At 54.8% G+C, this 24,912-nt stretch carries 29 protein-coding genes; 4 read left to right on the forward strand and 25 right to left on the reverse strand.

Features of this window, described 5'->3' with window-relative positions:
* Positions 1-28: 28 nt before the first annotated feature.
* The 21 genes from ACXJJY_RS02015 to pal form a co-directional block, all read right to left on the reverse strand.
* Positions 29-1,540, reverse strand: coding sequence for an NADH-quinone oxidoreductase subunit M (locus ACXJJY_RS02015; protein ID WP_456385033.1), 1,512 nt, complete (start codon positions 1,538-1,540; stop codon positions 29-31).
* Between the two features lie 71 nt (positions 1,541-1,611).
* Entirely contained in the window at positions 1,612-3,531 is a 1,920-nt protein-coding gene (nuoL, locus tag ACXJJY_RS02020; RefSeq protein WP_456385034.1) for an NADH-quinone oxidoreductase subunit L, read from the reverse strand.
* A 2-nt stretch (positions 3,532-3,533) separates the two neighbouring features.
* Positions 3,534-3,836, reverse strand: a complete 303-nt coding sequence (nuoK, locus tag ACXJJY_RS02025) for an NADH-quinone oxidoreductase subunit NuoK (protein WP_456385035.1) — start codon at positions 3,834-3,836, stop codon at positions 3,534-3,536.
* Entirely contained in the window at positions 3,833-4,405 is a 573-nt protein-coding gene (locus tag ACXJJY_RS02030) for an NADH-quinone oxidoreductase subunit J family protein (protein WP_456385036.1), read from the reverse strand. The genes nuoK and ACXJJY_RS02030 overlap by 4 nt, the downstream gene beginning before the upstream one ends.
* A 5-nt stretch (positions 4,406-4,410) precedes the next feature.
* The gene (nuoI, locus tag ACXJJY_RS02035) at positions 4,411-5,022 is read right to left on the reverse strand and encodes an NADH-quinone oxidoreductase subunit NuoI (protein WP_456385037.1); all 612 of its coding nucleotides are present in this window, start codon (positions 5,020-5,022) and stop codon (positions 4,411-4,413) included.
* A 13-nt stretch (positions 5,023-5,035) separates the two neighbouring features.
* Positions 5,036-6,004, reverse strand: coding sequence for an NADH-quinone oxidoreductase subunit NuoH (gene nuoH / locus ACXJJY_RS02040; RefSeq protein WP_456385038.1), 969 nt, complete (start codon positions 6,002-6,004; stop codon positions 5,036-5,038).
* A gap of 139 nt (positions 6,005-6,143) precedes the next feature.
* A complete protein-coding gene (locus ACXJJY_RS02045) occupies positions 6,144-7,370 on the reverse strand; it encodes an NADH-quinone oxidoreductase subunit D (protein WP_456385039.1) in 1,227 nt (408 codons plus the stop codon).
* Positions 7,367-7,948, reverse strand: a complete 582-nt coding sequence (locus ACXJJY_RS02050; RefSeq protein ID WP_456385040.1) for an NADH-quinone oxidoreductase subunit C — start codon at positions 7,946-7,948, stop codon at positions 7,367-7,369. The genes ACXJJY_RS02045 and ACXJJY_RS02050 overlap by 4 nt, the downstream gene beginning before the upstream one ends.
* Positions 7,930-8,451, reverse strand: a complete 522-nt coding sequence (locus ACXJJY_RS02055) for an NADH-quinone oxidoreductase subunit B (protein WP_456385041.1) — start codon at positions 8,449-8,451, stop codon at positions 7,930-7,932. Before ACXJJY_RS02055 ends, ACXJJY_RS02050 begins: the two co-directional genes overlap by 19 nt.
* Positions 8,439-8,813, reverse strand: a complete 375-nt coding sequence (locus ACXJJY_RS02060) for an NADH-quinone oxidoreductase subunit A (RefSeq protein WP_456385042.1) — start codon at positions 8,811-8,813, stop codon at positions 8,439-8,441. The genes ACXJJY_RS02055 and ACXJJY_RS02060 overlap by 13 nt, the downstream gene beginning before the upstream one ends.
* Before the next feature lie 12 nt (positions 8,814-8,825).
* Positions 8,826-9,332 carry a 4Fe-4S dicluster domain-containing protein gene (locus ACXJJY_RS02065; RefSeq protein ID WP_456385043.1) on the reverse strand — a complete coding sequence of 169 codons (507 nt, stop codon included), beginning with the start codon at positions 9,330-9,332 and terminating at the stop codon, positions 8,826-8,828.
* Positions 9,333-9,390: 58 nt separating this feature from the next.
* The gene (locus ACXJJY_RS02070; protein WP_456385044.1) at positions 9,391-11,496 is read right to left on the reverse strand and encodes a molybdopterin-containing oxidoreductase family protein; all 2,106 of its coding nucleotides are present in this window, start codon (positions 11,494-11,496) and stop codon (positions 9,391-9,393) included.
* Between the two features lie 584 nt (positions 11,497-12,080).
* A complete protein-coding gene (locus ACXJJY_RS02075; RefSeq protein ID WP_456385045.1) occupies positions 12,081-12,404 on the reverse strand; it encodes a hypothetical protein in 324 nt (107 codons plus the stop codon).
* A 58-nt stretch (positions 12,405-12,462) separates the two neighbouring features.
* Positions 12,463-13,683, reverse strand: coding sequence for an FprA family A-type flavoprotein (locus ACXJJY_RS02080; RefSeq protein WP_456385046.1), 1,221 nt, complete (start codon positions 13,681-13,683; stop codon positions 12,463-12,465).
* 23 nt (positions 13,684-13,706) lie between these two features.
* Positions 13,707-14,057, reverse strand: coding sequence for a cytoplasmic protein (locus ACXJJY_RS02085; RefSeq protein WP_456385047.1), 351 nt, complete (start codon positions 14,055-14,057; stop codon positions 13,707-13,709).
* Positions 14,058-14,218: 161 nt separating this feature from the next.
* Positions 14,219-14,377 (reverse strand): rubredoxin, encoded by a 159-nt coding sequence (gene rd, locus ACXJJY_RS02090; RefSeq protein ID WP_456385048.1) that lies wholly within the window; start codon positions 14,375-14,377, stop codon positions 14,219-14,221.
* Positions 14,378-14,445: 68 nt separating this feature from the next.
* Positions 14,446-14,820 carry a desulfoferrodoxin gene (locus tag ACXJJY_RS02095; protein WP_456385049.1) on the reverse strand — a complete coding sequence of 125 codons (375 nt, stop codon included), beginning with the start codon at positions 14,818-14,820 and terminating at the stop codon, positions 14,446-14,448.
* 127 nt (positions 14,821-14,947) lie between these two features.
* Positions 14,948-15,547 (reverse strand): peroxiredoxin, encoded by a 600-nt coding sequence (locus ACXJJY_RS02100; protein WP_456385114.1) that lies wholly within the window; start codon positions 15,545-15,547, stop codon positions 14,948-14,950.
* 88 nt (positions 15,548-15,635) lie between these two features.
* The gene (gene rbr, locus ACXJJY_RS02105) at positions 15,636-16,211 is read right to left on the reverse strand and encodes a rubrerythrin (protein WP_456385050.1); all 576 of its coding nucleotides are present in this window, start codon (positions 16,209-16,211) and stop codon (positions 15,636-15,638) included.
* Between the two features lie 17 nt (positions 16,212-16,228).
* On the reverse strand, positions 16,229-16,879 hold the full coding sequence (locus tag ACXJJY_RS02110; RefSeq protein WP_456385051.1) for a transcriptional repressor: 651 nt from the start codon (positions 16,877-16,879) through the stop codon (positions 16,229-16,231).
* A gap of 183 nt (positions 16,880-17,062) precedes the next feature.
* Positions 17,063-17,692, reverse strand: a complete 630-nt coding sequence (gene pal, locus ACXJJY_RS02115) for a peptidoglycan-associated lipoprotein Pal (RefSeq protein WP_456385052.1) — start codon at positions 17,690-17,692, stop codon at positions 17,063-17,065.
* A gap of 368 nt (positions 17,693-18,060) precedes the next feature.
* On the opposite strand from pal, the gene ACXJJY_RS02120 reads away from it, so the two are divergent.
* The 3 genes from ACXJJY_RS02120 (at position 18,061) to ACXJJY_RS02130 (ending at position 20,451) form a co-directional block, all read left to right on the forward strand.
* Entirely contained in the window at positions 18,061-18,795 is a 735-nt protein-coding gene (locus tag ACXJJY_RS02120) for a basic amino acid ABC transporter substrate-binding protein (protein WP_456385053.1), read from the forward strand.
* A 140-nt stretch (positions 18,796-18,935) separates the two neighbouring features.
* Positions 18,936-19,724 carry an amino acid ABC transporter permease gene (locus tag ACXJJY_RS02125; RefSeq protein WP_456385054.1) on the forward strand — a complete coding sequence of 263 codons (789 nt, stop codon included), beginning with the start codon at positions 18,936-18,938 and terminating at the stop codon, positions 19,722-19,724.
* Complete coding sequence (locus ACXJJY_RS02130) at positions 19,711-20,451, forward strand: amino acid ABC transporter ATP-binding protein (protein WP_456385055.1); 741 nt, start codon at positions 19,711-19,713, stop codon at positions 20,449-20,451. Before ACXJJY_RS02125 ends, ACXJJY_RS02130 begins: the two co-directional genes overlap by 14 nt.
* A 39-nt stretch (positions 20,452-20,490) precedes the next feature.
* Here ACXJJY_RS02130 and ACXJJY_RS02135 read toward each other — a convergent pair whose 3' ends face one another.
* Positions 20,491-21,936 carry a DNA integrity scanning protein DisA nucleotide-binding domain protein gene (locus ACXJJY_RS02135; RefSeq protein WP_456385056.1) on the reverse strand — a complete coding sequence of 482 codons (1,446 nt, stop codon included), beginning with the start codon at positions 21,934-21,936 and terminating at the stop codon, positions 20,491-20,493.
* A gap of 243 nt (positions 21,937-22,179) precedes the next feature.
* On the reverse strand, positions 22,180-22,578 hold the full coding sequence (locus tag ACXJJY_RS02140) for a hypothetical protein (protein WP_456385057.1): 399 nt from the start codon (positions 22,576-22,578) through the stop codon (positions 22,180-22,182).
* Between the two features lie 193 nt (positions 22,579-22,771).
* On the opposite strand from ACXJJY_RS02140, the gene ACXJJY_RS02145 reads away from it, so the two are divergent.
* The gene (locus tag ACXJJY_RS02145; RefSeq protein ID WP_456385058.1) at positions 22,772-23,092 is read left to right on the forward strand and encodes a nitroreductase family protein; all 321 of its coding nucleotides are present in this window, start codon (positions 22,772-22,774) and stop codon (positions 23,090-23,092) included.
* Positions 23,093-23,305: 213 nt separating this feature from the next.
* Here the strand turns inward: ACXJJY_RS02145 and bioD are convergent, their stop codons facing one another.
* On the reverse strand, positions 23,306-23,995 hold the full coding sequence (gene bioD / locus ACXJJY_RS02150; RefSeq protein ID WP_456385059.1) for a dethiobiotin synthase: 690 nt from the start codon (positions 23,993-23,995) through the stop codon (positions 23,306-23,308).
* Positions 23,996-24,029: 34 nt separating this feature from the next.
* A complete protein-coding gene (gene bioC / locus ACXJJY_RS02155; RefSeq protein ID WP_456385115.1) occupies positions 24,030-24,845 on the reverse strand; it encodes a malonyl-ACP O-methyltransferase BioC in 816 nt (271 codons plus the stop codon).
* Positions 24,846-24,912: the final 67 nt, after the last annotated feature.

Below are 24,912 nucleotides of genomic sequence, written 5' to 3' on the forward strand. Positions count from 1 at the left end.
AAAAATGGTTCTATATCCTGCCTCGTTCCTACATCGAAAGCTGGCGGACCTTTTCCACTGCGTCGGCCACCGTGGTGGTGCCGTGAACCTGATCGAGCAGGTGGGCCACCGACACATGCATGAAACTGAGCATGGAGTTCGGATAGAGTCCGATCCAGAAGATAAGCACTACCATGGGGACCAGGATGGCTATTTCCCGGCCGGTCATTGCCGGCAGGCCGACAACCTTGTCATTGACTGGATTGAAAAAGATCCGCTGGTAGAGCCACAGCATGTACCATGCCCCCAGGATAAGCCCAGTGGCTGCGAAAAAGGCGGTCCACGGCCGGTTGAGGAACCCGCCCAGCAGGATGAGAAATTCGCCGACAAAACCGTTGGTTCCGGGTAAACCTATCGAAGCCAGGGTAAAAAGCAGGAAAAAGGAGGCAAAGACAGGCATGGTGGTGGCCAACCCGCCGTAATCTGCAATGGCCCTGGTGTGGGTCCGTTCGTAGATCATGCCGATGGCCAGAAACATGGCCCCGGTGACCACCCCGTGATTGATCATCTGGAGGATGCCGCCCTCCATGCCCTGGGTGTTGAGTGAATAGAGACCAAGGGTGACAAAGCCCATGTGGCTCACCGAGGAATAGGCAATGAGCCGTTTGAGGTCGGTCTGGGCCACACAGATGATGGCTCCGTAGATAATGCCGATGAGAGAGAGAACCACCATGGGGATCATCATCTCCTTGGTGGCCTCAGGGAGAATGGGCATGGAGAAACGCAGGAACCCGTAGGCTCCCATCTTGATCAAAACCCCGGCCAGGATGACCGAACCGGCGGCAGGAGCCTCGGTGTGGGCGTCAGGCAGCCAAGTGTGGACCGGCCACATGGGTACCTTGACCGCAAAGGCGGCGAAAAAGGCCCAGAACAGGATCATCTGCAGTTTAAAGGAGTAGCTCTGTCCGGCCAGTTTCAGGATGTCGAAGGTGTTGCCCCCCGCCCTGTAGAGGGTGATGATGCCGATCAGCATCAGCAGTGAACCGATCAGGGTGTAGAGGAAGAACTTGACCGTGGCATAGAGCCGTTTGGGACCGCCCCAGATTCCGATGATCAGGAACATGGGAATCAGCATGGCCTCCCAGAAGATATAGAAGAGAAAAAAGTCCAGGGCGCAGAAAACGCCGATCATCGCCCCTTCCAGGAACAGCAGGGAGACAAAGAACACCTTGACCTTATCCTGGATGGAGTTCCAGGATACCAGGATCGACAGGGTGGTGATCAGGGTCGAGAGGAGAATGAAAAGGATCGAAATCCCATCGATGCCCAGGTGGTAGTTGATGTTGAAGGTGGAGATCCACGGATGGAATTCCGTAAACTGCATCCTGTATGTGGACTTGTCGAACAGAAACCACAGAGGCAGCGAAAGCAGAAGCTCGATGAGGCTGATTATCAACGCCATGAGCCGGATGGTGTGGCTGTTTTCGCGCCGCACGAACAGCAGCGACAGGCTGCCGATGATCGGGAAAAATATGAGTGCGCTTAAAAGTGGTACTGACATGATGCAGGTTCCATATGTTCAGTTTTGGGTTGCACGGGCCAGGGGTCGCGGTCATATCCCGCTACGTCCGTCTACCGGGTAAACATCCAGACAACGATGAACAGAGCGCTGCCACCCATCCAGGCCAGGTAATGGGAGACCTGCCCGTCCTGCAGTCTCTGGATCTTTTTCGACAGGAAACCAATACCCCGGGGAATGCCGTTGACGATGTTCTCGATGATCCCGAGATCAACGATCCGGAGCAGCACGTTGCTGCTGAAGGCCTTGGTTGGCTCCACCAGATAGTTGATGTAGATTTCGTCCATGTAGTACTTGTTCTTGAGCAGGGTGTAGAACCGGTTCCAGCGGGCGGCTATCTTCGCTGGCATCTCCGGGTGGAAGACGTACATATGCCAGGCCAGGAAGATACCGGTTCCACCGGCCAGGATGGACGATCCCATGAGAAGGGACTCGGCGTAGCTGGAGAGGTGTACCTCGGGATGACCCAGAACCGGGGTCAGGAAATGGGCCCACTTGTTATGGCCGCCGAGGATGGCCGGGATGCCCAGCCAGCCAGCTGCCACGGCACCCACGGCCAGTATCATCAGGGGCCCGGTCATGACCAGTGGTGTCTCGTGCAGGTGCGCCTTCTGCTCTTCGGTGCCGCGGAATTCTCCGTGGAAGATGAGGAAGAAAAGCCTGAAGGAGTAGAAGGCGGTGAGGAAAGCGACAAAGGTGCCGATGAACCAGGCGAATTTTCCGGCCCCGATGTGAGAGGCGAAGGCCATGGTCAGGATCTCGTCCTTGCTGAAGAATCCGGCCAGTCCCGGTACGCCGGAGATGGAGAGTGAGGCCAGGAGAAAGGTCCAGTAGGTGACCGGCATGTACTTCTTGAGCCCGCCCATGTACTTGACGTCCTGTTCATGGTGCATGGCGATGATGATCGAGCCGCAGCCCAAGAAGAGGAGCGCCTTGAAGAAGGCATGGGTAAACAGGTGGAAGATACCGGCTGAGTAGGCCCCCACGCCGCAGCCGATGAACATGTAGGCTAGCTGGCTCACCGTGGAGTAGGCGACCACCCGCTTGATATCGGTCTGCACCAGGGCAATGGTGGCCGCGAACAGGCAGGTGATGGTGCCGACGATGGTGACCACGTTCAGGGCAAAGGTGGAAAGTTCGAAAAGCGGGTTGCAGCGGGCCACCAGAAAGACACCGGCGGTAACCATGGTAGCGGCGTGGATCAGGGCCGAGACCGGTGTCGGGCCTTCCATGGCGTCGGGCAGCCACACATGAAGCGGTAGCTGGGCCGATTTGCCGATAGCCCCGCAGAAGAGCAGCATGGCGATGGTAGTCGGCAGGTCAAGCTGCATGCCGAAGATGGAAAATGTTTCGCCAATAATGGATTCAGCCTGGGAGAAGATCGAACCGTAATGGAGGGTGTCGAAGCTGAGAAAGAGAAGGAACAGGCCCAGGCTGAATCCAAAGTCACCGAACCGATTGACAATAAAAGCTTTTTTTCCTGCGTCTGCCGCAGAGATCTTTTCATAGTAAAAACCGATGAGCAGGTAGGAGGACAGACCCACCGCCTCCCAGCCGAAGAAGAGCTGGAGGAAGTTGTTGCCAAGCACCAACATGAGCATGGAAAAGGTGAACAGGCTCAAGTAGGCGTAAAAGCGGTAGTATCCGTCTTCGCCTTTCATGTAGCCGGCCGAGTAGATATGGACCAGCGAGCTGACGCTGGTCACCACGATGAGCATGACCACGGTGAGTTGGTCGACCAGAAAGCCCATTGACACCTTGAGGTTTCCGGAACTGATCCAGGTGTAGATGTCATGGTCGATGATGGTCCCGGACTTGACCATGAAAAAGGCTTTGAGCGCGCAGACAAACGAAGTCAGCACGGTGAGAATCGGTATCCAGTGACACCGTGCGCCCATCCGTTTGCCAAAGAGAAAGGTGACGACAAACGAGGCAAGCGGCAGAAACGGTATGAGGAGCAGATAACTTGGCATGATTATCCCTTCAACTGATTGGCACTGTCCACGTAGACTGTGCGCCGGTTGCGAAAGAGTGAAATAGCTATACCCAGGCCAATGGCTGCTTCGGCAGCAGCAACGGTGATGATGAAAAAGGTGAACACCTGGCCCTGCATGGAGTCCAGATAACGGCTCAGGGCAACCAGGTTCAGGTTGACCGCATTCAGCATCAGCTCGATGGATAGAAACATGATGATGATGTTTCGCCGGGTCAGAAAACCCAGGACGCCTATGGCAAAAAGAAGGGCCGAGAGCGTCATGTACCAGCTTAGGGGAATCACCGGGTCACCTCCTTTTCCGCCTCGTCGCTCACGCTGCCTGCAGCGTCGTTCTGGTTGAGGTGTACACTGTTTTTTCTTGCCAGAGTCAACCCGCCGATGACCGCGATGAGCAGGATCAGGCCGGCAATCTCAAATGGCAGGATGTTGGTGGTGTAGAGCTCCATGGCCAGGGCCTTGGTGTGGGTCGCCTCAATGACCCGCTCCAGGGGCCACAGTCCCCTGGCTCCCAGGGTGAATGCCGGCAGCATGCCAACCAGGATCACGGCCAGCCCGCCGGCTATGGTGCGGCCGAAAAAGGCCGAGTCAACAAACCGTTCCACGGCCAGTTCCTCCCGGACAGAGACCAGGAAGAGGACAAAGAGATAGAGAACCAGGATGGCGCCGGCATAGACGATAACCTGAACCGCAGCGAGAAACTCGGCACTGAGCGTCAGGTAGATTGCAGCCATGTGAAAGAACAGGACCAGGACCATGAGCAGGCAATGGACCGGGTTCTTCATGGTCACGGCCAGTAGACCGCAACCCAGAATCATCACGGCACAGTAGAGAAAGAAGAGCTGTATGAACATGGTTTCTAACTCCTCCGGTAACGGGTTCCCACGACCTGTCCATCCACAGTCCAGCTGTCCGGCACCTTGAGGCGTTTGCCGGCCGGCAGCATGGATTCGGGCAGTCCCCGTGGACGCCAGAACGGGTTGACATAGGTCTCTCCCCGGTGTCCGCTGCTTTTCAGGAAGCTGTCCCAGTTGGCCAGCAGATCCTCCCGGGTGAAATACAGGGATTCTTTGTCATATTCGCAGTAATCAAACACCTCGGTCAGCACCAGGGCGTTGACCGGACACACTTCCTCGCAGTACCCGCAGTAGACACAGCGCAGGGCATCGATATCGTATCTGTCCACCACCCGGCGGCCGTCTTCTTCGTGGAAGCGGATATGGATACAGCGCGACGGGCAGACAGTGGCGCACCGCATGCAGGCCACACATCTGGAACCGCCGGTTTGTGGATCACGGACCAGGGCATGCTGACCGCGGAACCCCAGGGCAATTGGCGGCGATTCGTCCGGGTACTGTCTGGTGATCGGCCTCGAGAAGAGCCGTTTCAGGGTCAGCATCATGCCCCTGGCCAGCTCGGTCAGGAAGATGGTTTCAAAGAAACTTTTTTTCAGATCATACTGTACGCGCATGGATACCTCCGGATCAGCCGGTGAAGGCCTTGACGATGCCGGTGAGTACAATGTTTGCAAGGGCCAGGGGGATGAGCACCTTCCAGCCCAGCTCCATCAGCTGATCATACCGGTACCGGGGCATGGTGGCCCGGATCCAGATGAAGAGAAACATGAAGATGTACACCTTGGCCACGAACCAGAAGGGCGGGAAAATTGAGACAGTGAACGGCCCGTTCCAGCCCCCGAGAAAACAGATGGTACCGATGGAGGCCATGACCATCATGCCGATGTACTCGGCCATGAAGAACATGGCATAGCGCATGCCCGAATATTCCGTGCAGTAGCCCGACACCAGTTCGGTTTCCGCCTCCGGCAGATCAAAGGGAACCCGGTTGGTCTCCGCCAGCATGGCGATGAAGAAAACAAAGAAGCCGATGATCTGCGGAAAGATATACATTCCCCACAAGGAGTTGCCCTGGGCTTCGACGATCTTGCTCAGGTTCAGGGTGCCGGACAGCATCATCACTCCCACCAGGCTCATGCCCATGGCGATTTCATAGCTGATTACCTGGGCCATGGAACGCAACCCCCCCAGGAAGGTGAACTTGGAGTTGGAGGCCCAGCCAGCGAGTACCACCCCGTAACTGGCCAGGGAACTCATGGCAAAGACCAGCAGCAGGCCAATGTTGATGTCGGCAATCACCCAGCCGGGGGCAAACGGGAGGACCGCCAGCGAAGTCATCATCGCAACCAGGCAGATAATCGGGGCCCCGAGAAAGGTGAACCGGTCCGCCTGCTCCGGGATGATATCCTCCTTGAAAAAGCTTTTGATACCATCGGCAATGGGTTGGAGCAGGCCGTGCCATCCCACCCGCATCGGTCCCATCCGTACCTGCATGTGACCGATGATCTTGCGCTCGAAATAGGTGGCATAGGCCACGTGCAGCATGACGATGGCAAACAGAACCAGAATTTCAATGAGTATTATCAGAACCTGCATCCTTTTTTATCCTTTCGTCTGTCTTCGACACAGACGTCTGTCTTCGACACACTAGATAAGGTATGGGGTTTACGGTCCATAGAGCGCGGGACAATGGTGGTTTGCAGGTAGGAGAAGTGCTGCATGGACCGTAAACCTTTTACCTGTCACACTCGCCAAGAACCACGTCCAGGGTTCCGATATTGGCGATGAGATCGGCTATGAGCCCTCCCGCGGTGATGGTCGGCAGAGCACCGACATGAATGAAGGAGGGTGAGCGTATATGCATGCGGTATGGCCTGCCGCTGCCATCGCTGATAAAGTAAAACCCAAGTTCGCCTTTTGGGACTTCGGTGGAGACGTAGAGATCACCCACCGGAAACAGGTCGTATTCATCGAGTAGCCTGACCAGGCCGGAACCGAAGCGGGTGGCGCCGGCTTCCTGCTTGCGGTGTCCCTTGAGGGGCATGACCAGATCGGGAGCCTCCCTGCTGACAATGGGTCCGGGCACCAGCTGGTCCAGGCATTGCTGGAGGATTCGGTTGGCCTGCCGCATCTCTTCCATCCGGCACCGGTAGCGAGCATAGATATCGCCTTCCGTCCCAAGGGGTACCTCGAACTCCACCAGATCGTAGGCATCGTAGGGCCGGTGCTTGCGGATGTCGTAATCAATGCCCGATCCCCGGAGGCTGGCCCCGGTGAGACCAAGTTCCAGGGCCTTTTCTCCGGATACCACGCCCACGCCTACGGTTCGCTTGAGCCAGATCCGGTTCCTGTCGATAAGGGTTTCATACTCCTCTATTCGACCCGGGAATTCGTTGACGAATCGCTGCAGCTTTTCCATGAAATGCGGGGTGACGTCCTGGCGGACACCACCGAGGCGAGGATAGGAGAAAGTCAACCTGGCACCACAGAGTTCTTCGAAGAGTTCCAGCAGGATTTCCCGCTCGCGGAAACACCAGAGGAACACTGTCATGGCCCCGATATCCAGGGCATGGGTGGCAAGCCAGAGGAGATGGGAGCAGATACGCGACATCTCGCAGACCATGGTGCGGATGTATTTGGCCCGCAACGGAACCGGGATGTCGAGCAGCTGCTCGACCGCGACACAGTAGCCCACATTGTTGGCCATGGCCGCGATATAGTCGAGACGGTCGGTGAGGATCAGGGCCTGGGCGTAGGTGCGGTGTTCGGCCAGCTTGTCGAAACCCCGGTGGAGATAGCCCACATGCGGAGTGCAGTTGATGATGGTTTCACCGTCCAGTTCCAGGTCCACACGCAAAACACCGTGGGTTGCGGGATGCTGTGGACCCATGCGTACTTTGTAACGCTCCGACTCACCATCGGCGACCGGGATTTCCATGGTTGTTGTCATGGGCCTGGTCATTGTCTGTCTCCCCTGCTGCAAAAACCATCCTGGTCACCGGGATGGAATTCATACTTTTTCAGTTCCACGACCTTCTGGCGCAAGGAATCGAATTCCGGCCATTCAGTCTCTCCGCGCAACGGGTACTCTTTACGCAAAGGGTGGCCCTCCCAGGTGTCGGGCAGAAGGATGCGCCTCATGTCCGGGTGGCCGTTGAACCGGATTCCCATCAGGTCGTAACACTCCCGCTCGGGCCAATCGGCCCCGCACCATACCGGTATGACCGAATCGATAACCGGATCGTCTGCCGGAACCTGGGCTCGCAGCTTGATGCTGTGGCGGTGTCCGACGGAGTAGAGGTTGTACACTACTTCAAAGCGGTGCAGGTTTTCGTTACCGGGCCGCTTGAGGTTGTCCACTCCGCACAGACACATCAGGTGGTCCAGGCGGAGTTTAGGGGTCTCTTTGAGATAGCGGCAGATTTCGACTATTCGCTGCCGGCGGACAAGGACACCCACCTGCCCCTGGTATTCGTAGACCTTAAGGATTTCCTCGGGAAACCTCTGTTCCAGTTGTCTGGCTATCTCCATTTGCTCCATCGAAACTGCTCCTGCATTATCTTTTCCTGCAAGCGGATGAATCCCTGCAGCAGTGCCTCCGGACGGGGCGGGCAGCCGGGGACCAAGACATCCACCGGTACGATCTGGTCCACTCCCTGGGTGACGCTGTAGGTATCAAAGACGCCACCACTGCAGGCACAGCTGCCCATGGCGATCACATAGCGCGGTTCGGGCATCTGGTCATAGACCCGCCGCAACACCGGGGCCATCTTTTTGGTCAGGGTGCCGGCCACCACCATACAGTCCGCCTGTCTGGGGCTGGCCCGGAAGATAACTCCGAACCGGTCCAGGTCGTTGGTCGAGGCCCCGGCGTCCATCATCTCTATGGCGCAGCAGGCAAGCCCGAAAGTTACCGGCCAGATGGAACCGGTACGGCCCCAGTTGACCAGCTTGTTGAGCGGGCCGATTATGGCATTGGCCCCAGGGAAAATCTGCACCCCGTCCCGCTCGATAACATGTGGCTTTTCCTTTACTTCTCCCATTGAAGGTCCTCTTTTTTCCAGGCATATATGTAGCCGACCAGGAGCATGAAGATGAAGATCAGCATCTCCACCAGTCCAAACAGCCCCAGTTCGTCGTAGATTACGGCCCAGGGGTAGAGGTAGATCGCTTCCACGTCAAAGACCACGAACAGGATGGCAATCAGGTAGAACTTGACCGAAAAACGCATCCTGGGTGCCTCGGTGGGTGGGTTACCCGACTCGTAGGCCACCAGCTTTTCTCTGTAGGGTCGCTGGAGCCGGAAAAACCTGCCGATCCACAGGGTGACCACCCCGAAAACGATGCCGAAGAGAAGCAGGATCAGGATCCCGACGTATTCCGATAAAGGGTTTGCCGGTGTCATGGCAATTGCTCCTTAACCCTGGACCCTGAGCATCTGCTCGGCGAAATGTTGGCGCCTGTTTTCTGAGGCTTTGGCGGGAGTGGTGAATTCCAGGCAGCCCGTAACGCACTTGGAAACACAGGCCGGCTGCAGGCCCTCATCGATCCGATCCTTGCAGAGATCACATTTGGATACCTTGCCGGTATCACCATTCCATTGCGGAACGCCCCAGGGACAGGCGGAGATGCAGGCCTTGCATCCCACACAGGAGTCCTGGTCCACAAAGACGATGCCATCCTTTTCCCGGCGCCGCATGGCTCCAGTGGGACAGGCGTCCACACACCACGGTTTTTCGCAGTGGAAACACGACAGGTAGACAAAGTCGAACCGGGGTATTCCCTGGCGTTCATAAGGTCCGACGGTTACTATCCTGCAGTGGTTCGCTCCGGGAGGAGAGTCGTTTTTTTCCTTGCAATGCACTTCACAGGCCCGGCAGCCGATACAACTGTTCACATCATGGGTCACGATATATTTACTCATTTCCTTCTCTCCGCTTGTTCCCGATTCATGAAGGGCTGTTGGTTTGAACGTGCGGTTGCTACGCGTCTGCGGGTGGCTCGCACGGGCTCAGGGTGACAAAGGATTCACACAAAGCCACTGCGCCGCCAGCCCTGTCCCAGACATCGAGCAGGCCGGTCATCAGCTTGGCGTCACTGACACCTTTGTTGTAGGCCCTGGACTGTACAGGAACTTCCTTGCCAAATCCGTGGTCGGTGTACACAGCCTCTGGATGGATATAGTCGGTGACAAAGGCCTGGAGAGGGCCTCCGTATTCACCGGCTGACTTGACCTCGACCCAGTCGCCATTCCTGATACCCAGGCTCTCGGCAACCTCTTTGTTGATCCAGATATTGTTGCGATTGCCCGGAGTCAACTGGCTGAGTATCGGGTTATTGGTAGACTGGTTATGGGCCAGCCAGGCCGGTCGGCCGTAGACCAGGCGGAATTTGCCCTTTTCAGGGGCCTGGGGCGGCTCGTAGGGTTTGAGCGACTCGATCCCTGCATCTTCGAGCATCTTGGAGATGATCTCGATCTTGCCGGACGGGGTCTTGAACTTACCGTCCAGCTTGTCGCGGTCGTACCAGACCGGCTTGTCGGTGAGCTCGACGAAGCCTTTTTCCTGGAGATCCTCGATGGAGTACCCGGTGGGCTCCAGTTGCCAGTTCCAGTAATCCGCGATGGTCTCGTAGGGGAAGTATTCGCCCACGCCCATCTTGTCAGCCAGCATCTTGTATATTTCCCAGGAAGGCTTGGTGTCGTAGCGCGGGCTGACTGCCTGCTGGCGGATGGCAAATCGTGGTTTGAGACCTTTCTGGGTGACCAGTTGGTTGGATCGCTCGAGAAAGGTGGATTCCGGAAGTACCACGTCGCAATACCAGGTAAACTCTCCCCAAAGGGCGTCCATGGAGACCAGGAGTTCACAGTGGTTGAAATAGTCGAGGAGCTGCTCCTTGTCCGGCAGGGCAGCTATGAGATCATGCCGGTTGGAAATGAGCGCCTTGATGGGGTAGGGCTTGCCGGTCTTCATGGGCGGCAGGAGCAGGTGCTCCAGTCCCGGACCCTTGTCCAGGTGCGGATAGGTGGAGCCGCAGCCGTCGGCCCGCTCGATATCGGGCTTGGGGCAGTCGACATTCCTGAGCCCCTTTTTGCCGCAGTCGGCCGGACCCTTGGGAAAGAACTGGCCGCCCTCGACCTCGATGTTGCCCATGAGTATGTTCATGATGTGGAGCATCCGCGAGACATAGAAGGAATCCTTGTACCTGGCCAGGTTCCAGCCGGGATGGAAAATGACCCTGGGCATGTCCTGCTTGATGTCCGTGACAAAGGCCTTGATGGCCGCCGCGTCCACCCCGCATTCCATGGCAGCCCAGGCCGCGGTGTAGGGCTTGACAAACGACTGCAGCTTACTGAAGTCCTTGACGTACTTCTTGATGAACTTCTGGTCATAGGCCTTCTGTTTGAGTATCTCGTTGACCATACCCAGTGCCAGGGCATAATCGGTTCCCGGCCGGACCAGGAAGAACCGGCTTGCCTTGCCCGATGTAGGAGTGACCCTGACATCCACGGCTGTGATTTTGCCGCCGCGGCGCAGCATCTCGACCACCGCGGAGGCCTCGGCCACTTTCAGGGATGTGAGGATGTTGCGCCCGAACAGGACGAGATGCCGGGCATTTTTGTAGTCATAGGCCAGGCCTTTTCGTCCCAGGCCATAGAGGCTCTTGCTTGCATGGTGGGTGTTGCGGCCGCAGGTGCAGTCGTGGTTGGTGTAGTTGGGTGAGCCGATGGCGTGGCAGAAGGTCTTGTACTGGTTCTGGAAAGGGCCACCCCGGGAGGTGACCATGACCGATTCCTTGCCATATTTTTTCTGAATGGCCTTGAGTTTGTCTGTCACATGGGTGATTGCCTCGTCCCAGCTCACCTGGCGCCACCGGCCCTCGCCACGTTCTCCTTCCCGGATCAATGGCCCATGGGGCCGCTCATCGTCACGGTACCTGGCTATACCTGCTGATCCCTTGGCACAGAGTGCACCTCCGAGAATGTGCGGGTTTCCCTCAAGCCAGGTCACTTCATCTCCTTCGACTTCAGCCCGCAGTGGACAGCGGACTGCACACATTCCACACAAGCTGTAGACCGATTTTTTCATAAACTTTCCTCCAGCTGTTCTTCTTGCAGGTCTGTTACCGGCATCTCCGGTCTCCAGGGTTGAGTCCTCTTTGGGGGCCAATAGACGGAGAAACTTTTCAAAAACAACAGGTATAAATCAGTTTTTTTGAATACTGCTGGTTTTTTGTCTCGTTAAATTCATGTGTCGTGCTTTGCGAAGGTATTGTCAGAGAACCACATAGTTACCATCAGGAATGTTGAATGGGTTTTTCTGTTCCCATCAACTCCCTCGGTGGTTTCTTTGATCTTGATATGAAAAAGACTACGGAGCCATATTGTTTATCCTGTGTAACTTTTTGATATAACGTTGAAAGGCGTAGTTGATCAAAAGTTGATGGTTTTAGTTGTAACGAGATTGATCGGGAAAGAAAAATCTATTATTGAGTTGTAAAGTATCAGTTTTTTTGAATAGAGTGGGGGAATATCGTAAAAACAGGCTGTTGAGTGGGGTGGGGGGCACGTGGGCGGGAGGTGAAAAAATGAAAAGTGGTGCAGGGAGAAAAAAAGAGCCGGGGGTCCGGTGGACACCCCGGCCCGGGGAGGGCAGGCGGAGAGGGACAGGGCTTACTCAACCTCTTCCATGGCTCTGCCACAGCAGACCGGCACATTGTCTCCGGCTTTCAGGTGCATGTACTTGTTACAGGTTGTACAGATAACGGTACACTCTTCCTGGACCTGATCATCGGTGAACTCGGTCTTGGAGCTGATCCCTTCGATGATGAAGCGGGCCACGTTGGACTTGGCAGGGATGAATTCCCCTATGGGTTCGATGCGCTTGTTGTCCTGTACGCAGTCCACCAGCAAGCGCCACAGCGTTTCCATATCAGTGGTTTCCTGGGGTGTTTCAGGCTGAAATTCGATGATGTTCTTGTCAATGGCAATTTTCACGATATTCTCCTTCAACCGGGTAGCCGGTACGTTGTCTGTTGTTTATTGAATGGATTGCTCAGATAACCGATTCAACTTCCTTGCCGGCCATGAAATCCTTGAGGGTTCTGCCCACATGACGACCGAGTTCGACGCACTCTTTGAGGTTGTCATGCTCGGGCACATATTGAACTCTCAATCCTTGGTGACAGATGGTGAACTTCATCTCTTTCATGGCCTGGTTCATCAGCTTGACAGCTTCTCCGGACCAGCCATAGGAACCAAAGGCGGCCCCGATCTTGTTTGTCGGGCGCAGGCCGCGCATGTACATGAGAAAGCCGGCCATCCGCGGCAGCATGCCGTTGTTCAGGGTCGGACAGCCGAGGATGATGGCACTGGCATTGAGGACCTCGGTCATAACATCACTGCGGTGATTGACCTGGAGGTCGAGAAGTTTATAACTGATTCCTTCTTTCAGCAGTCCACCGGCTATGGCTTTGGCCATTTTCTCGGTCGAATGCCACATGGTATCGTAGATGATCAGGGCATTTCCCTGCCCTTCGTGCACACACCATTTGGAGTAAGCCTCCAGTACCTTGCCTGGATTTCCGCGCCAGATCACACCATGATCCGGGGCGATCATTTTGATCGGCAGGTTCATTTCGGCTACCTTGGCGAGCAGCTTTTTGACCAGGGGTGAGTACAGGGTCAGGATATTGGCATAGTACTTTGCACATTCGTGCATCAGCACATCCTGGTTGACCTCGTCGTCAAACCGTTCGCTGGTGGCCAGGTGCTGACCGAAAGCATCACTTGAAAAAAGCAGCTCATCTTCCTTGACATAGGTGAACATGGAATCCGGCCAGTGGAGCATCCTGGTTTCGAGAAAGGAGAGGGTGCGCTGCCCGAGATTCAGCTCTTCACCGGGGGTGACCACGTGGTAGGGCCATTCTTCCTGGTGAAAATGCTGGAGCAGGGCCTTGTGCCCCATTTTCGAGCAGATGATTTTTTCCGGGTTGATTTCCCTGATGACTTCGGGCAGGGATCCGGAGTGATCCATTTCCACGTGGTTGACCACTATGTAATCAATTTTTTCCGGGTCGATGATACTGCGGATGCGGTGCATCAGCTCGCTGCGGTATTCGGCCTTGACTGTGTCGATGAGGGTTACTTTTTCATCGATTATCAAAAATGCGTTGTAGGTGGTCCCCCGATAGGTGGAGTAGCCGTGGAAATCACGGGTGATCCAGTCAATAGCTCCAACCCAGTAAATATTTTTTACTATTTCAACCGCTTGCACTGTTGGATCCTCCTCGAGTATTTTTAAAAAGTAACAATGGTGTAGCCCTGTTCAATATATTTTGACATCGCCGGATGGCCGGACATTTCTCCGATCAGTTCGACGCCGAGAGCCTCGATTTCCCCGGCAACCCCCAGCTTAGTGGAGCAGGCCCGGCAGGCACCAATAAACAGCTCTGCTTCCCGAGCCCTGTTGTAGAGCTGGTGCAGAAAGTGATTCGTGTTGGCGATTTCTGGAATCAGTTTAACCGCGTCACCCTCGACGATGATTTTTCCTCCCATTTCCCTGGACGAAAGATCCAGGCCATTGAGAAGGACATGGACAAAACACATGGGATCACCGCGGAAGGCAAAAATGACTGTTTTTTTTTCCATGGTCCGTTTGGGTCAGTTTTTTGTTCAGGTGGAGTGGTGCGGAATGCTTTTTTGAACTTCCTTGCCCTGGAAGCCGTTCGGATGACCAGAGAAGACTTGCAGGGCACGAAAGCCCCGGGCCTCCAGCGGCCCGGGGGGGGCGTAGTGTTGAGGCCTCTGGATCAGACCTCTGAGAAATCGTCCTTGCCTGCGCCGCAGACCGGGCAGGTCCAGTCTTCGGGAACATCCTCGAAGCTGGTTCCCGGCTCCACTCCATTTGCCGGATCTCCAGTTTCGGGATCATATTCATAACCGCAGATTACGCATCTGTATTTCTTCACCGCAATGCCTCCTGAAGATGGTATTTACCTGGTATCCCTGTCCGGTTCCGGTCCAGGGAGATGGTTGCTCATCCTTTCCACAGTCCGTGCAGGTTACAGTAGGCACGGGCAGATATCTCGGTCGCATCGACACAGAAAGTGGCCTCCGGTGCATCCCCCGGGGTGAGAACCTGGCGGTACACAATGGAGTCAGCCACAAGCTCGATCCACTCGATCCAGTGTTTTTCGTCCATGGGATGGGCGACCGATCCGACAGTGACCTTGTATCCCTTGTCAGTTTTTTCAACCACCGGAACATGTTTTTCCAGGGCCGCGTCAACGGTATTCTCGCTGACCAGGTCCATGGGCTGGCCGCAGCAGACCAGCTCACCGGCACCTGTATGCAGGACTTCCACAATATTACCACAAAGGGCGCATTTGTAGACTTCGTTTTTTTTTGTCATGGCAATACCTCTTACGTATTTTTACTTAAACGGTGCTGAAACAGGGTTCCAGCACCGTGGATGGAAAGAACCGGCACGGAGCCGAGAGAGGGTCTGTGGGGTTTTCCCGTACATTTTCGCCGGTTCTTTATTTGGAATGCTTGGCAAGGTATTCAGCCACGCCCTCGGCGGTGGGCTTCATGGCCTCGTCACCCTCTTTCCAGTTGGCAGGACAGACATCACCGTGCTCCTCATGGAACTGAAGGGCCTTGACCATCCTCAGGGCTTCCTCTACGCTGCGCCCCAGCGGCAGGTCGTTGATGACACAGTGGCGGACAACACCCTCCTTGTCGATGAGGAAGGTACCGCGAAGGGCCACTCCTGCATCCAGCAGTACGCCGTATCGACGGGAGATGGACTTATCGAGATCAGCCACCAGCGGATACTGGATCTGGCCAATGCCACCCTGATCGACCGGGGTGTTTTTCCATGCCCAGTGACTGAACTGGGAGTCGACGGAAACCCCGATCACTTCACAGTTCAAAGCCTTGAACTTGTCCAGTTCCCTGTCAAAGGCGATGATCTCGGACGGACAGACAAAAGTGAAGTCCAGGGGATAGAAAAAGAGGATCACGTATTTTCCGCGGTAATCGGAAAGGGAGAAGTCCTCCTTGAAAGAGTTGTCGCCCATGACGGCGACAGCAGTAAAATCAGGGGCCTGTTTGGCTACAAGCGTGCTCATTGTTATATCCTCGATATGGTTTGGTATTGTTGGTTTAGATGGTTTATGCAGGACTACTGCTGGTTCGGCGGTATGTCCTGTTTTCCGGACTGGATTACCAGTTTTCACCCAGAAGCTCGTAATAGCTTTGCGGATGGGCGCAGGCCGGGCATTTTTTCGGTGGTTCTGTACCCTCGTGGATGTATCCGCATTTGCGGCAGTACCAGACAACGGTGTCTGCGCGCTTGAATACCTTGCCGGACTTGAGGTTGTCGATAAAGTCCCGGTACTGTTTGGCATGCTGTTTTTCGGATGTGGCAATAGCCCGGAAAACACAGGCTATCTCGGAAAAGCCCTCTTCCTCGGCAACCTTGGCGAATTCTGGATACATCTCCTCGAACTCGTGTTCCTCGCCGGCTGCTGCGGCCTCCAGATTTTCCATGGTGGTGCCGATGACACCGGCGGGAAAGGCAGCGGTCACTTCCACTTCGCCTCCTTCAAGCATCTTGAAAAGCGCCTTGGCGTGGGCCCGCTCCTGTTCTGCTGTGCGCTCAAAGATGGCTGAAATCTGCTCATACCCCTCTTTTTTGGCCTGTTTGGCGTAGAACGAGTAGCGGTTGCGGGCCTGAGATTCTCCGGCAAATGCGGTCAGGATGTTTTTTTCCGTTTGTGTTCCTTTTAAAGAGCCCATAATCTTTTTCTTCTCCTTTATGCGATTGCTTTTTTACCTTCGTCGGTTATTTCATACTTGCAGCGGGCCGGGCTCGCCACATAGCCTTTTTTCTTCAGGGCAGTGATCTGGCAGCTGACCTGCTTGGGTTCCAGGCTGGTCGAGGCGGAAATGTCCTTGCTGCCGCACGGCTCATTGCAATTTGCCAGTGCCTCGAGCACTTCGCGCTGTTTGTCACTCAATGTTCCGGTTCCACATGTCTTGCAACCCATTGTCGTTTCTCCTTTCTCTTGCATCTTGTTGGTTTGTCTGCACTTCGGACAGATTCCGAAGAATTCAACCCTGCATCCCTCCACCTGGTATCCTTTGGCGTTTTCGGGCAGGATTTCAAAGTCCCGGTCCCTTTTCAGGTCGATATTCTCGACCCGCTGGCAGTGGATGCAGTAGATATGGTCATGCTCCTCAAGTTCCCAGTCGTATCGTTTCTGTCTGCCGCTGATCTCCAGCTTGCGGATCATTCCTGCTCCGGAGAGAACTTCCAGGTTCCGGTAAACGGTTGCCAGGCTGATCCTGGGAAGTTTTTTTTTGACCCGTTCATACAGCTCGTCGGCCGTGGGATGTGTTTTGCATTTTCTCAGCTCATCGAGAATTACTTCCCGCTGATGGGTCATGCGCAGCTGTTTTTTCATAGTTTGTTTTTTTATGATTATTTTTATTAATTGCAAATGTAGTTGATAACTATTACCGTGTCAACAGAAAATGATATTTTTTTCTCTTATGTTTTATATGTTCGTAAAAACTGCATAAAAAAAGGGAGAGGGCAGTTGAACTGCCTTCTCCCTTCAGAGGGATGATATAAAAAAGTCTGTGGATTATTCGACGATGAAATCGTCCCTCCGGTTCTGCGACCAGGAGAATTCGTCGTCACCGGTGAACAGAGGTCGTTCCTCGCCATAACTCACCGTCCGAATCCTCTGCGGCTCAATGCCCAGCTCCACCAGGTATTTCTTGGCGTTCAGGGCCCGCCGCTCTCCCAGGGCCAGGTTGTACTCGTTGGTCCCCCGTTCATCGCAGTTCCCCTCGATCACAACCCTGACTCCGGGGTTGTTTTTCAGGTAGTCGGCATTGGCCTCCAGTCGCGGGATCTGGTCGGCCCGGATGGTCGCCTGGTCAAAATTGAAATAGATGGGCTGCATCTGTGGCGAGGAGCGCCCGTGAAGCTTCTTGTACTCTTCGCTGTTCTGATCACCGCTGATGGCAAAACCACCCAGGGATTCACCGGTGGCCGTGGCAGTGTCCAGGGTATCGATCCGGGGTGCTGCCATATCTTCCTCGGTGATGGTTCCGGCTTCCTGGCCGGCAGGATAGTCAATGGACTTGGCCTCCGGGGCACCGGCACCGTTACCTGTCGGGTAGGGCATGATGGTTTTTTTACTGCAACCACCGGCCATAGTCAGCAGCAGGCCCAGCAGAAGAGCCGGGATAATCCGAAAGGGGTGCATCAGGGTACCTCCTGGTGAGTGGGAAGTGGAAATGGAAGAACTGTTGTTTGAATCAGGGTCATAGTACCTGTTTGCTTAAGCGACCGTCAAGAAAAATCCAGGGGGAGGCGGGAACAGGAATACAAACTTGGCTGCCTGGAATTATTTGAATTTTTCAAATATTTGGTAACACGTCCTCTGAACTTTGCAGACATGTTGCTCCGGCCTGGTTCTGCCATGAGAAGGAAAAGTTTGCGCTGAACGGGCGGGTTTTTCAGCCAGGGAAAAAGTACAGGCTGCAGGGTCAGTTTTTATTGCCTGGATTGACGGAGAGTGGTAGAGGAAGTTTCTGGTTGTTTTCAGTGTTACTCATATTTCAGGAGGAAACCATGTTGAAACGCGCTGTTTTTGCCCTTGTGACGCTGGCTGTCATGTACGGATCGGCCTGGGCCGAGACCACAATTGTTTTTGCCACCGACGCCACCTGGCCCCCCATGGAGTTCATAAACTCCGACAAGGAGCTTGTCGGCTATTCCATTGACTACATGACCGCGGTAGGCAAAGAGGCAGGATTCAAGCCTGTCTTCAAAAACACTGCCTGGGATGGTATCTTTGCCGGTCTGGCTGCCGGTAAGTACGATGCCATCTGTTCCTCGGTTTCCATTACCGAGGAGCGCAGGAAAGCCATGGATTTCAGCGAGCCTTATTACACGGTTCGCCAGGCCCTGATCGTCCGCAGGGGTGAGCCGGTCAAGACTCTGGCCGATCTCAAGGGCAAGAAGGTCGGCGGTCAGATCGGAACCACTGGTTACTTTGCCATCAAGGCAGCAAAAGGCGTGGTTCCCAAGTCCTATGACGAGATCGGCCTGGCCATGGAAGATCTCAATGTAGGCCGTATCGATGCGGTGGTTTGTGATGATCCTGTGGCTGCCAACTACGCCATGATCAAGTACAAGGACACTCTCAAGATTGCCTCGGTTATCGAGACCGGCACGGTGGAGAATTACGGTATCGCCGTACGCAAGGGCAACAAAAAGGTTCTGGATCTGATCAACAAGGGTATCCGCGCCGTCAAGGCCAAGGGTATTGACGAGGAGCTCAAGAGGAAGTGGATCGGCCAGTAATGTCTGGTTGCCGGGCAGTTTTTCGGGCCGGGCCGTGAGGACCGGCCATTTCGTTTCATCATGCCGGGTTCCGCTGCGCAATGGACCGGTTCCTTGCCGATCCTTCCTGCTTTCGGACCTGTAAACGAGAAGACTTTGAAATGGCAGAGCATAAACCCACAGTCATTGAAATCGGTGACGGTGCCGCGATCCCCAAGCCGGAAGACAGGGGGTTGTTGTCGGCCTGGTGGATAGCCTTTGTCGGTACCATCGGGCTGATAGTCCTCCTGCCCGTTGTCAAGCCGGATCCGTACGCCAACATCCTCCGTTTCATTCCCGATGGAATCCTGGTTACCTTCAAGGTAACCGTCATGTCCATCTCCCTGGCAATGGTTATCGGCCTCCTCACCGGTCTTGGCAGGATATCGAGAAACCGGTTCATCAACCTGATGGCCTCGCTTTACGTGGAGGTTGTCCGCGGGGTGCCCCTGCTGGTGCAGCTCTTCTATATCTACTTTGCCCTGGGCCGCTTCGTACGGGTACCCGATATTGTCGCCGCGGTGATCGCCATGTCGGTCTGCTACGGAGCCTACATGGGAGAGGTCTTCCGGGCGGGGATCAAGTCCATCGATTTCGGGCAGACCGAGGCTTCGCTTTCCCTGGGCTTCAACCAACGCCAGACAATGACGTATGTCATTCTTCCCCAGGCGTGGCGAACCATCCTGCCTCCGGTGGGTAACGAGTTTATCGCCCTGCTCAAGGATACCTCCCTGGTATCCATTCTGGCTGTCTCCGACATTCTCCGCCGCGGCCGGGAGTACGCCTCGGAAAGTTTTAACTATTTTGAAACCTACACAATGATCGCTTTGATCTATCTCCTGATCACCCTGGTTCTGTCCAAGCTGATTTCCAACATGGAGCACCGCCTCAGTCATTATGAACGCCGCTGAACCGATTATCCAGATCAAGAACATCAACAAGACTTTTGGTACCTTCAAGGCTCTTGATGATGTGAGCCTTGATGTGTCCGTGGGCGAAAGGGTGGTGGTCCTGGGGCCGTCCGGTTCCGGAAAGTCCACTCTGCTGCGGGCTATTAACCGGCTGGAGACCATTGACTCCGGTACCATCATTGTCGATGGACGCAATCTCTACGATCCATCCCAGGACATCAACCGTATCCGGATGGAACTGGGAATGGTCTTCCAGAGTTTCAACCTGTTCCGCCACAAGACCGTGCTGGAAAATCTGACCCTGGCACCCATCAAGTTGAAGAAAATGCCCAAATCTCAGGCGGAAGACCTGGGGCTCAAGCTGCTGGACAAGGTCGGTATCCGGGAGAAGGCCAATTGGTATCCGGTGCAGCTATCCGGCGGTCAGCAGCAGCGGGTAGCCATCGCCAGAGCCCTTGCCATGGAGCCAAAGATCATGCTTTTCGATGAACCGACTTCAGCCCTTGATCCCGAGATGATCGGTGAGGTGCTCGATGTCATGATCAACCTGGCCCGGGAGGGCATGACCATGGTGGTGGTAACCCACGAGATGGGTTTTGCCCGCGAGGTGGCAGATAAGGTGGTATTCATGGACGAGGGAAAGATTGTGGAGATGGCGCCACCGGACCGTTTTTTCGAGAATCCCGAGCATAGACGAACCAGGAAATTTCTGGAGCAGATTCTCTAATGATCATTCAGAGATATCCTGGTTTTTTGAGGGGACTCTCTAACTTCTGCTGCACCACAGGTTCAGCGGTTCTGTGGCAAAGATGCAGCTGTGTTCTGGTTTCCACTGGCAGATGCCGCTGATTTCCACGCCCTCCTGAATGACAGCAACCGGTCGGTCAGAAGAAACCACTACCACAATAATATTGTTATGCTCTGCCGTAAAACGCAGGGCCGAGTTGTAGCGTGCGCCCCGGGCCCGATCTTCTCCCGGGATGGTTCGGCCATCCAGCAGGCAGGCGAAACCGTGAAGGTGCTGGTCCGCCCCTATGTGCAGGGCGCCATCAACCTTGGCCAGGGCTTTGCTCAGCGCAAGAAAATTCGGTTGACGCAGGTCCAGAGGCGGGTCGAGCGACTGCCCTGAAATGGTTACAGGGTCAGGATTCAGGTCAATCACCAGGGTGCAGCCATGCTTTTTCTGCTGAGCGTGGTGCGCCAGGCTGGCAACAATTCTGAAGATATTGTCTCTGGCTTGCGGGTGAAGAGATGATTCCAGCAGTGCTTCTTCCACCTGGACCAGTTTGGCCCGACGTGTTGTCGAGCTGAAATGGCCCTCAGAAAAGCTGCATATCTTTTCCCTGTTTATCTTCAAATAACCGTGTCTTCCTCGAAAATCAGCGCAGATAAAAAAATGAGGCATGATGTTGTCGCATATACCCAGGATGGATTTTCCGTCTGAAACCAGTTTGTAATCTGATCCTTCAACGGTCAGGAGCAGCTTGCGCACGTGTTTGAAGTTTTCGAGCTGCGGTCGCTCCTCTTTGATAAACCTGGCGACAAAGAGAATTTTCTCCAGGAGCTGCGGGTCAATGATGACAAGCTCTCCTACCGGCCAGTCCCCTTCCTCTCGCGTTCGGGAGATTCCCAGGACAGCATCCAGTACCGGATAAATCCGCACCTGAGAATCCCAGCCGAGATGGATATTCATCTCGTCGATAATGTGGTCGTGCACAGCATGAACCGCATATTCACGCAAAAATGACCCTGAAATGCCTGTGTACAGTTCCTTGTCGTTGGCCATGTCGTGGGAAAAGCGCCACACCGCATGCTCGAGCCAGCGCAGGGTAGGCCCGGTCGAGCAGAGGTCCGGGTGATGATCGGTAAACCACATTTGGAAAAATACCGACCCGGAACACCCTCCGTAGGAAATCACACCGGTCAGTTCCGGGTCTTTCAGGGGGTGAATCTGGTTGAATTTTGACCGGTCAGCTTGCAGTGGAACTTTGGTGCGCCAGGAATCATTCTGTACAAACAGAGCGTCGAGCTTTGGTTTATGTTCCTGAAGCAGATTCTGCGGGTCACAGATCATCATCTCCCCATCCCTGGATATACAGTAGATTACGGCCGTTCTGCTGGGTCCGGAAAAATGCGACATTCCGTCATTCAGCCCATCCAGGGTTTCGCTGAGACAGCGGGAAATAAAGGTTTCGTCCTGCTGGTGTTCCATTCGTATCTCCGGGGCGGACTCCATTTACGCGGGAAGTTTGCTGCATACTGTTCCAGTTGCGTTGCAGCGCGAATCAAGATCATTGGATTCTTTATTCAGTGCCTGGACAGGCACTGAATAAAAATACTACCACTACGGTATTTGTCTTACAAAAAACAGTGGAAGAAAGAAAAAAAATGGCTGCGCCAAAGACGCAGCCGGGGAGAGAGAGAGCAGGGACGAAGAAGAAAGAGAGAGTGAAAATCAGGCAGCCTGAGCCTTGCGCCAGCCGTCAGCTTTGAGCTGTTCAATCCGGGCAATATTCCAGGAGTTAATCGTTTCAAGGTATTTTTTGGGATTTTCCTTGAGCATGTCCATGATATCCTTACGCTCTGCCAGGATGTCTTGCTGTTCACCTGGATACATTTCCAGCCAGGTGGCAAATCCCTCGTCAAACAGAAATCCGGGTCGGACCAGGTCCGGATCAACCTGCAACTTGGTGACCGCTAAAAAAGTGGCCAGTTCCATATCGTATTCAATGATCCAACCGTTGTCCGAGAGCATGGTATCCACGTTCAGTTGCACGGATGCGGCACATTCCGGGCAGTAGAGTGCGACCAGGACTTCCTGGCTCATGACATTATCGCGCATGTGAAACTGCACGGTTTTTTTCCCGCATTGGCATGTTTTTCGTATTTCAAGGCACATGATTTTCTCCAGGGGTGATCTGTTATTGATAATCAATACTATAACTTTTTCCTGGACAAATCAAGGATTTTATTTTCGGGAATTTTATGGAATGTTCTATGGAGCGACATTTTCTCGTACACTATGATGGTTGAGTAGGAATAACTGCATGGATAAACATGAGTTTTCAGAATTTCACAAAGAGGGGGTCTACCAGGCTATTTTCCAGCGCCGGGATATCAGGGCCCAGTTCATCGACAAACCTGTACCCGATGATCTAATTGAAAAGCTACTTCGGGGCGCCCATCATGCGCCTTCGGTGGGTTTTATGCAGCCATGGAATTTTCTGGTGATCCGGGACCGGTCCCGGAAGGAGAGAGTTCACCGGGCATTCAAGCGTGCAAACGAGAAGTCAGCGGAGATGTTTGATGAGAAGCGGCGGAAAAATACCGCAGCTTCAAACTTGAAGGGATTCTCGAGGCGCGGGTAAACTTTCTGATTACCTGTGACCGTTCGCGCACCGGACCGGTGGTGATGGGGCGAACCGTTCAGTCGGAAATGGATGTTTACTCTACGGTCTGCGCGGTGCAGAATCTGTGGCTCGCCGCCCGGGTGGCTGCCCCGTCTCAACCTGGATGAGCTGGTCTTTTACGAACAGCGGGGCTGGAAAGGGCGGCAACAGGGTTCCTGAATATCCTTCCGGTCACTCCTTTTTTTCAATCTCTTCCAGCAGGGGCTCCCAGTTGGTGGACTGGCTCTCCCGGGTATCGGGCAGGATAATCACCTTTGGGGGGAAACCGTATTGGCCAAGTGCCCGGCGGAAGACCTTCAGGGAATCAAGAACGATCTCTTTTGGATGGTTGCCGTGGAGATTGTAGACCATCCCTGCCAGGAGGACATTGCGGGCTCTGATGGCCTCCAGGCTGAGCAGGGTATGGTTGATGGAGCCCAACCGGGGCGAGGTGACCAGGATCACCGGGATCCGGTGCCCCTGGAGATACTCCAGCCAGGTCAGTTTTTCGCCAAGCGGGACCAGCAGGCCGCCGGCACCTTCGATCACAAGCCACTGGTGGTGAGCCTGGAGCTCTTCCATTGCCCGGTCCAGCCGTTGCGGATCAATGACTGTATCCGCCAGCCGGGCCGCGAGATGGGGGGAGCCGGGAAAGGGAAAGCAGTAGGGGCAGGTCAGCCCCTGTTCGTCCCACTGGTCCCATTCGGACTCCATGATTCGCCGGTGCATGAGAATGTCCTCCGGCTTGCCGAGACAGCCGGTCTGGACCGGTTTCATGGTGGTCACAGTGGCACCACTTGTTTTGATAAACCTGGCCAGAAGGCCCGTTACCACTGATTTGCCGATATCGGTATCTATTGCGCAGACAGCTGTCTTGGCCATAATCCGTTCTCTGTGATTGCAATCAGAATAATTTTCATGTGTTACCGTACTGGTTACGTCCGTTTGTCCGGACCTCTGGTGCCTGGCCGGTGCACTGTCTGGCCACAAGGTACATCGGATGATACGTCAGGCAAACCCCCTGGTCGCCAGTGAACCGTTGGCGGTAGGCCTCGATAAATCGCTGTATCCTGCCCTTGCTCCAGTGAGTTGAACATACGCTGTTGACCCCGGTCTGGCGCAGGTGCTGAAGTATGGCCATGGGGTCGGGAAAAAAGAATTCCTCCAGATGCTGACTGGAGTGCAGAACCTGGTAGTGGTCGGCCAGCATCTCTTCGACCGTTGTCAGGTCAGGGTACTCCAGGCCGACACCGCTTACTTCCCGAACTTCGCGCAGGTTTTGTGGCCCATACATGGAGAAGGCGAGAAAACCGCCCGTCTGCAGGTGGTTGTGCAGTTTACTCAGTAGAGTCGGCAGGTCATGGAGCCAGTGGAAAGTGGACGAGGAGATGATCAGGTCGAAGTGGGCAGGCAGTTCTATGGTTTCGATATCTCCGGGTATGAAAACAGAAGTTATGGCGTACCCGTCAAGTTTTTCCCGGATGGGAACGGAAAAATCGACCAGATCGTTGCAATAGAGAGTCTGGATGGAGGGAAACCGGGTTGCCAACCTCCGGGAGAGCAGGCCGGTGCAACAGCCTATTTCCAGCACATCCCGGGGCCGGGTGCAGCCTGATTCCTCGACCAGGTCGAGCAGACGGTCCGCCACCCGGTACTGGATGTGGGCCTGGCTGTCATAAGTGGCCGCGGCCCGGGCAAAGCGGCGGCCTATCTGTTTTTTGTCTGTGAGCATATAAGTCAACAGGGGTGTACTGCTACAATGAGGTTTCTGTCCGGGTCAGGTATTGTTTTGAAGAAAA

The organism is Desulfolithobacter sp., assembly GCF_054025815.1.

What these genes read in the sequence shown, in the direction of transcription:
- ACXJJY_RS02145 (WP_456385058.1), top strand. Translation starts at nt 22,772, where the DNA reads ATGGATAAACATGAGTTTTCAGAATTTCACAAAGAGGGGGTCTACCAG.
- ACXJJY_RS02015 (WP_456385033.1), bottom strand. Translation starts at nt 1,540, where the DNA reads ATGTCAGTACCACTTTTAAGCGCACTCATATTTTTCCCGATCATCGGC.
- ACXJJY_RS02125 (WP_456385054.1), top strand. Translation starts at nt 18,936, where the DNA reads ATGGCAGAGCATAAACCCACAGTCATTGAAATCGGTGACGGTGCCGCG.
- rbr (WP_456385050.1), bottom strand. Translation starts at nt 16,211, where the DNA reads ATGGGCTCTTTAAAAGGAACACAAACGGAAAAAAACATCCTGACCGCA.
- ACXJJY_RS02070 (WP_456385044.1), bottom strand. Translation starts at nt 11,496, where the DNA reads ATGAAAAAATCGGTCTACAGCTTGTGTGGAATGTGTGCAGTCCGCTGT.
- ACXJJY_RS02050 (WP_456385040.1), bottom strand. Translation starts at nt 7,948, where the DNA reads ATGGAGCAAATGGAGATAGCCAGACAACTGGAACAGAGGTTTCCCGAG.
- nuoH (WP_456385038.1), bottom strand. Translation starts at nt 6,004, where the DNA reads ATGCAGGTTCTGATAATACTCATTGAAATTCTGGTTCTGTTTGCCATC.
- ACXJJY_RS02055 (WP_456385041.1), bottom strand. Translation starts at nt 8,451, where the DNA reads ATGGGAGAAGTAAAGGAAAAGCCACATGTTATCGAGCGGGACGGGGTG.
- ACXJJY_RS02085 (WP_456385047.1), bottom strand. Translation starts at nt 14,057, where the DNA reads ATGGAAAAAAAAACAGTCATTTTTGCCTTCCGCGGTGATCCCATGTGT.
- ACXJJY_RS02135 (WP_456385056.1), bottom strand. Translation starts at nt 21,936, where the DNA reads ATGGAACACCAGCAGGACGAAACCTTTATTTCCCGCTGTCTCAGCGAA.
- pal (WP_456385052.1), bottom strand. Translation starts at nt 17,692, where the DNA reads ATGCACCCCTTTCGGATTATCCCGGCTCTTCTGCTGGGCCTGCTGCTG.
- bioC (WP_456385115.1), bottom strand. Translation starts at nt 24,845, where the DNA reads ATGCTCACAGACAAAAAACAGATAGGCCGCCGCTTTGCCCGGGCCGCG.
- nuoI (WP_456385037.1), bottom strand. Translation starts at nt 5,022, where the DNA reads ATGCGCGTACAGTATGATCTGAAAAAAAGTTTCTTTGAAACCATCTTC.
- ACXJJY_RS02030 (WP_456385036.1), bottom strand. Translation starts at nt 4,405, where the DNA reads ATGTTCATACAGCTCTTCTTTCTCTACTGTGCCGTGATGATTCTGGGT.
- bioD (WP_456385059.1), bottom strand. Translation starts at nt 23,995, where the DNA reads ATGGCCAAGACAGCTGTCTGCGCAATAGATACCGATATCGGCAAATCA.
- ACXJJY_RS02130 (WP_456385055.1), top strand. Translation starts at nt 19,711, where the DNA reads ATGAACGCCGCTGAACCGATTATCCAGATCAAGAACATCAACAAGACT.
- ACXJJY_RS02065 (WP_456385043.1), bottom strand. Translation starts at nt 9,332, where the DNA reads ATGAGTAAATATATCGTGACCCATGATGTGAACAGTTGTATCGGCTGC.
- ACXJJY_RS02110 (WP_456385051.1), bottom strand. Translation starts at nt 16,879, where the DNA reads ATGAAAAAACAGCTGCGCATGACCCATCAGCGGGAAGTAATTCTCGAT.
- ACXJJY_RS02045 (WP_456385039.1), bottom strand. Translation starts at nt 7,370, where the DNA reads ATGACCAGGCCCATGACAACAACCATGGAAATCCCGGTCGCCGATGGT.
- ACXJJY_RS02120 (WP_456385053.1), top strand. Translation starts at nt 18,061, where the DNA reads ATGTTGAAACGCGCTGTTTTTGCCCTTGTGACGCTGGCTGTCATGTAC.
- ACXJJY_RS02095 (WP_456385049.1), bottom strand. Translation starts at nt 14,820, where the DNA reads ATGACAAAAAAAAACGAAGTCTACAAATGCGCCCTTTGTGGTAATATT.
- nuoL (WP_456385034.1), bottom strand. Translation starts at nt 3,531, where the DNA reads ATGCCAAGTTATCTGCTCCTCATACCGTTTCTGCCGCTTGCCTCGTTT.
- ACXJJY_RS02060 (WP_456385042.1), bottom strand. Translation starts at nt 8,813, where the DNA reads ATGACACCGGCAAACCCTTTATCGGAATACGTCGGGATCCTGATCCTG.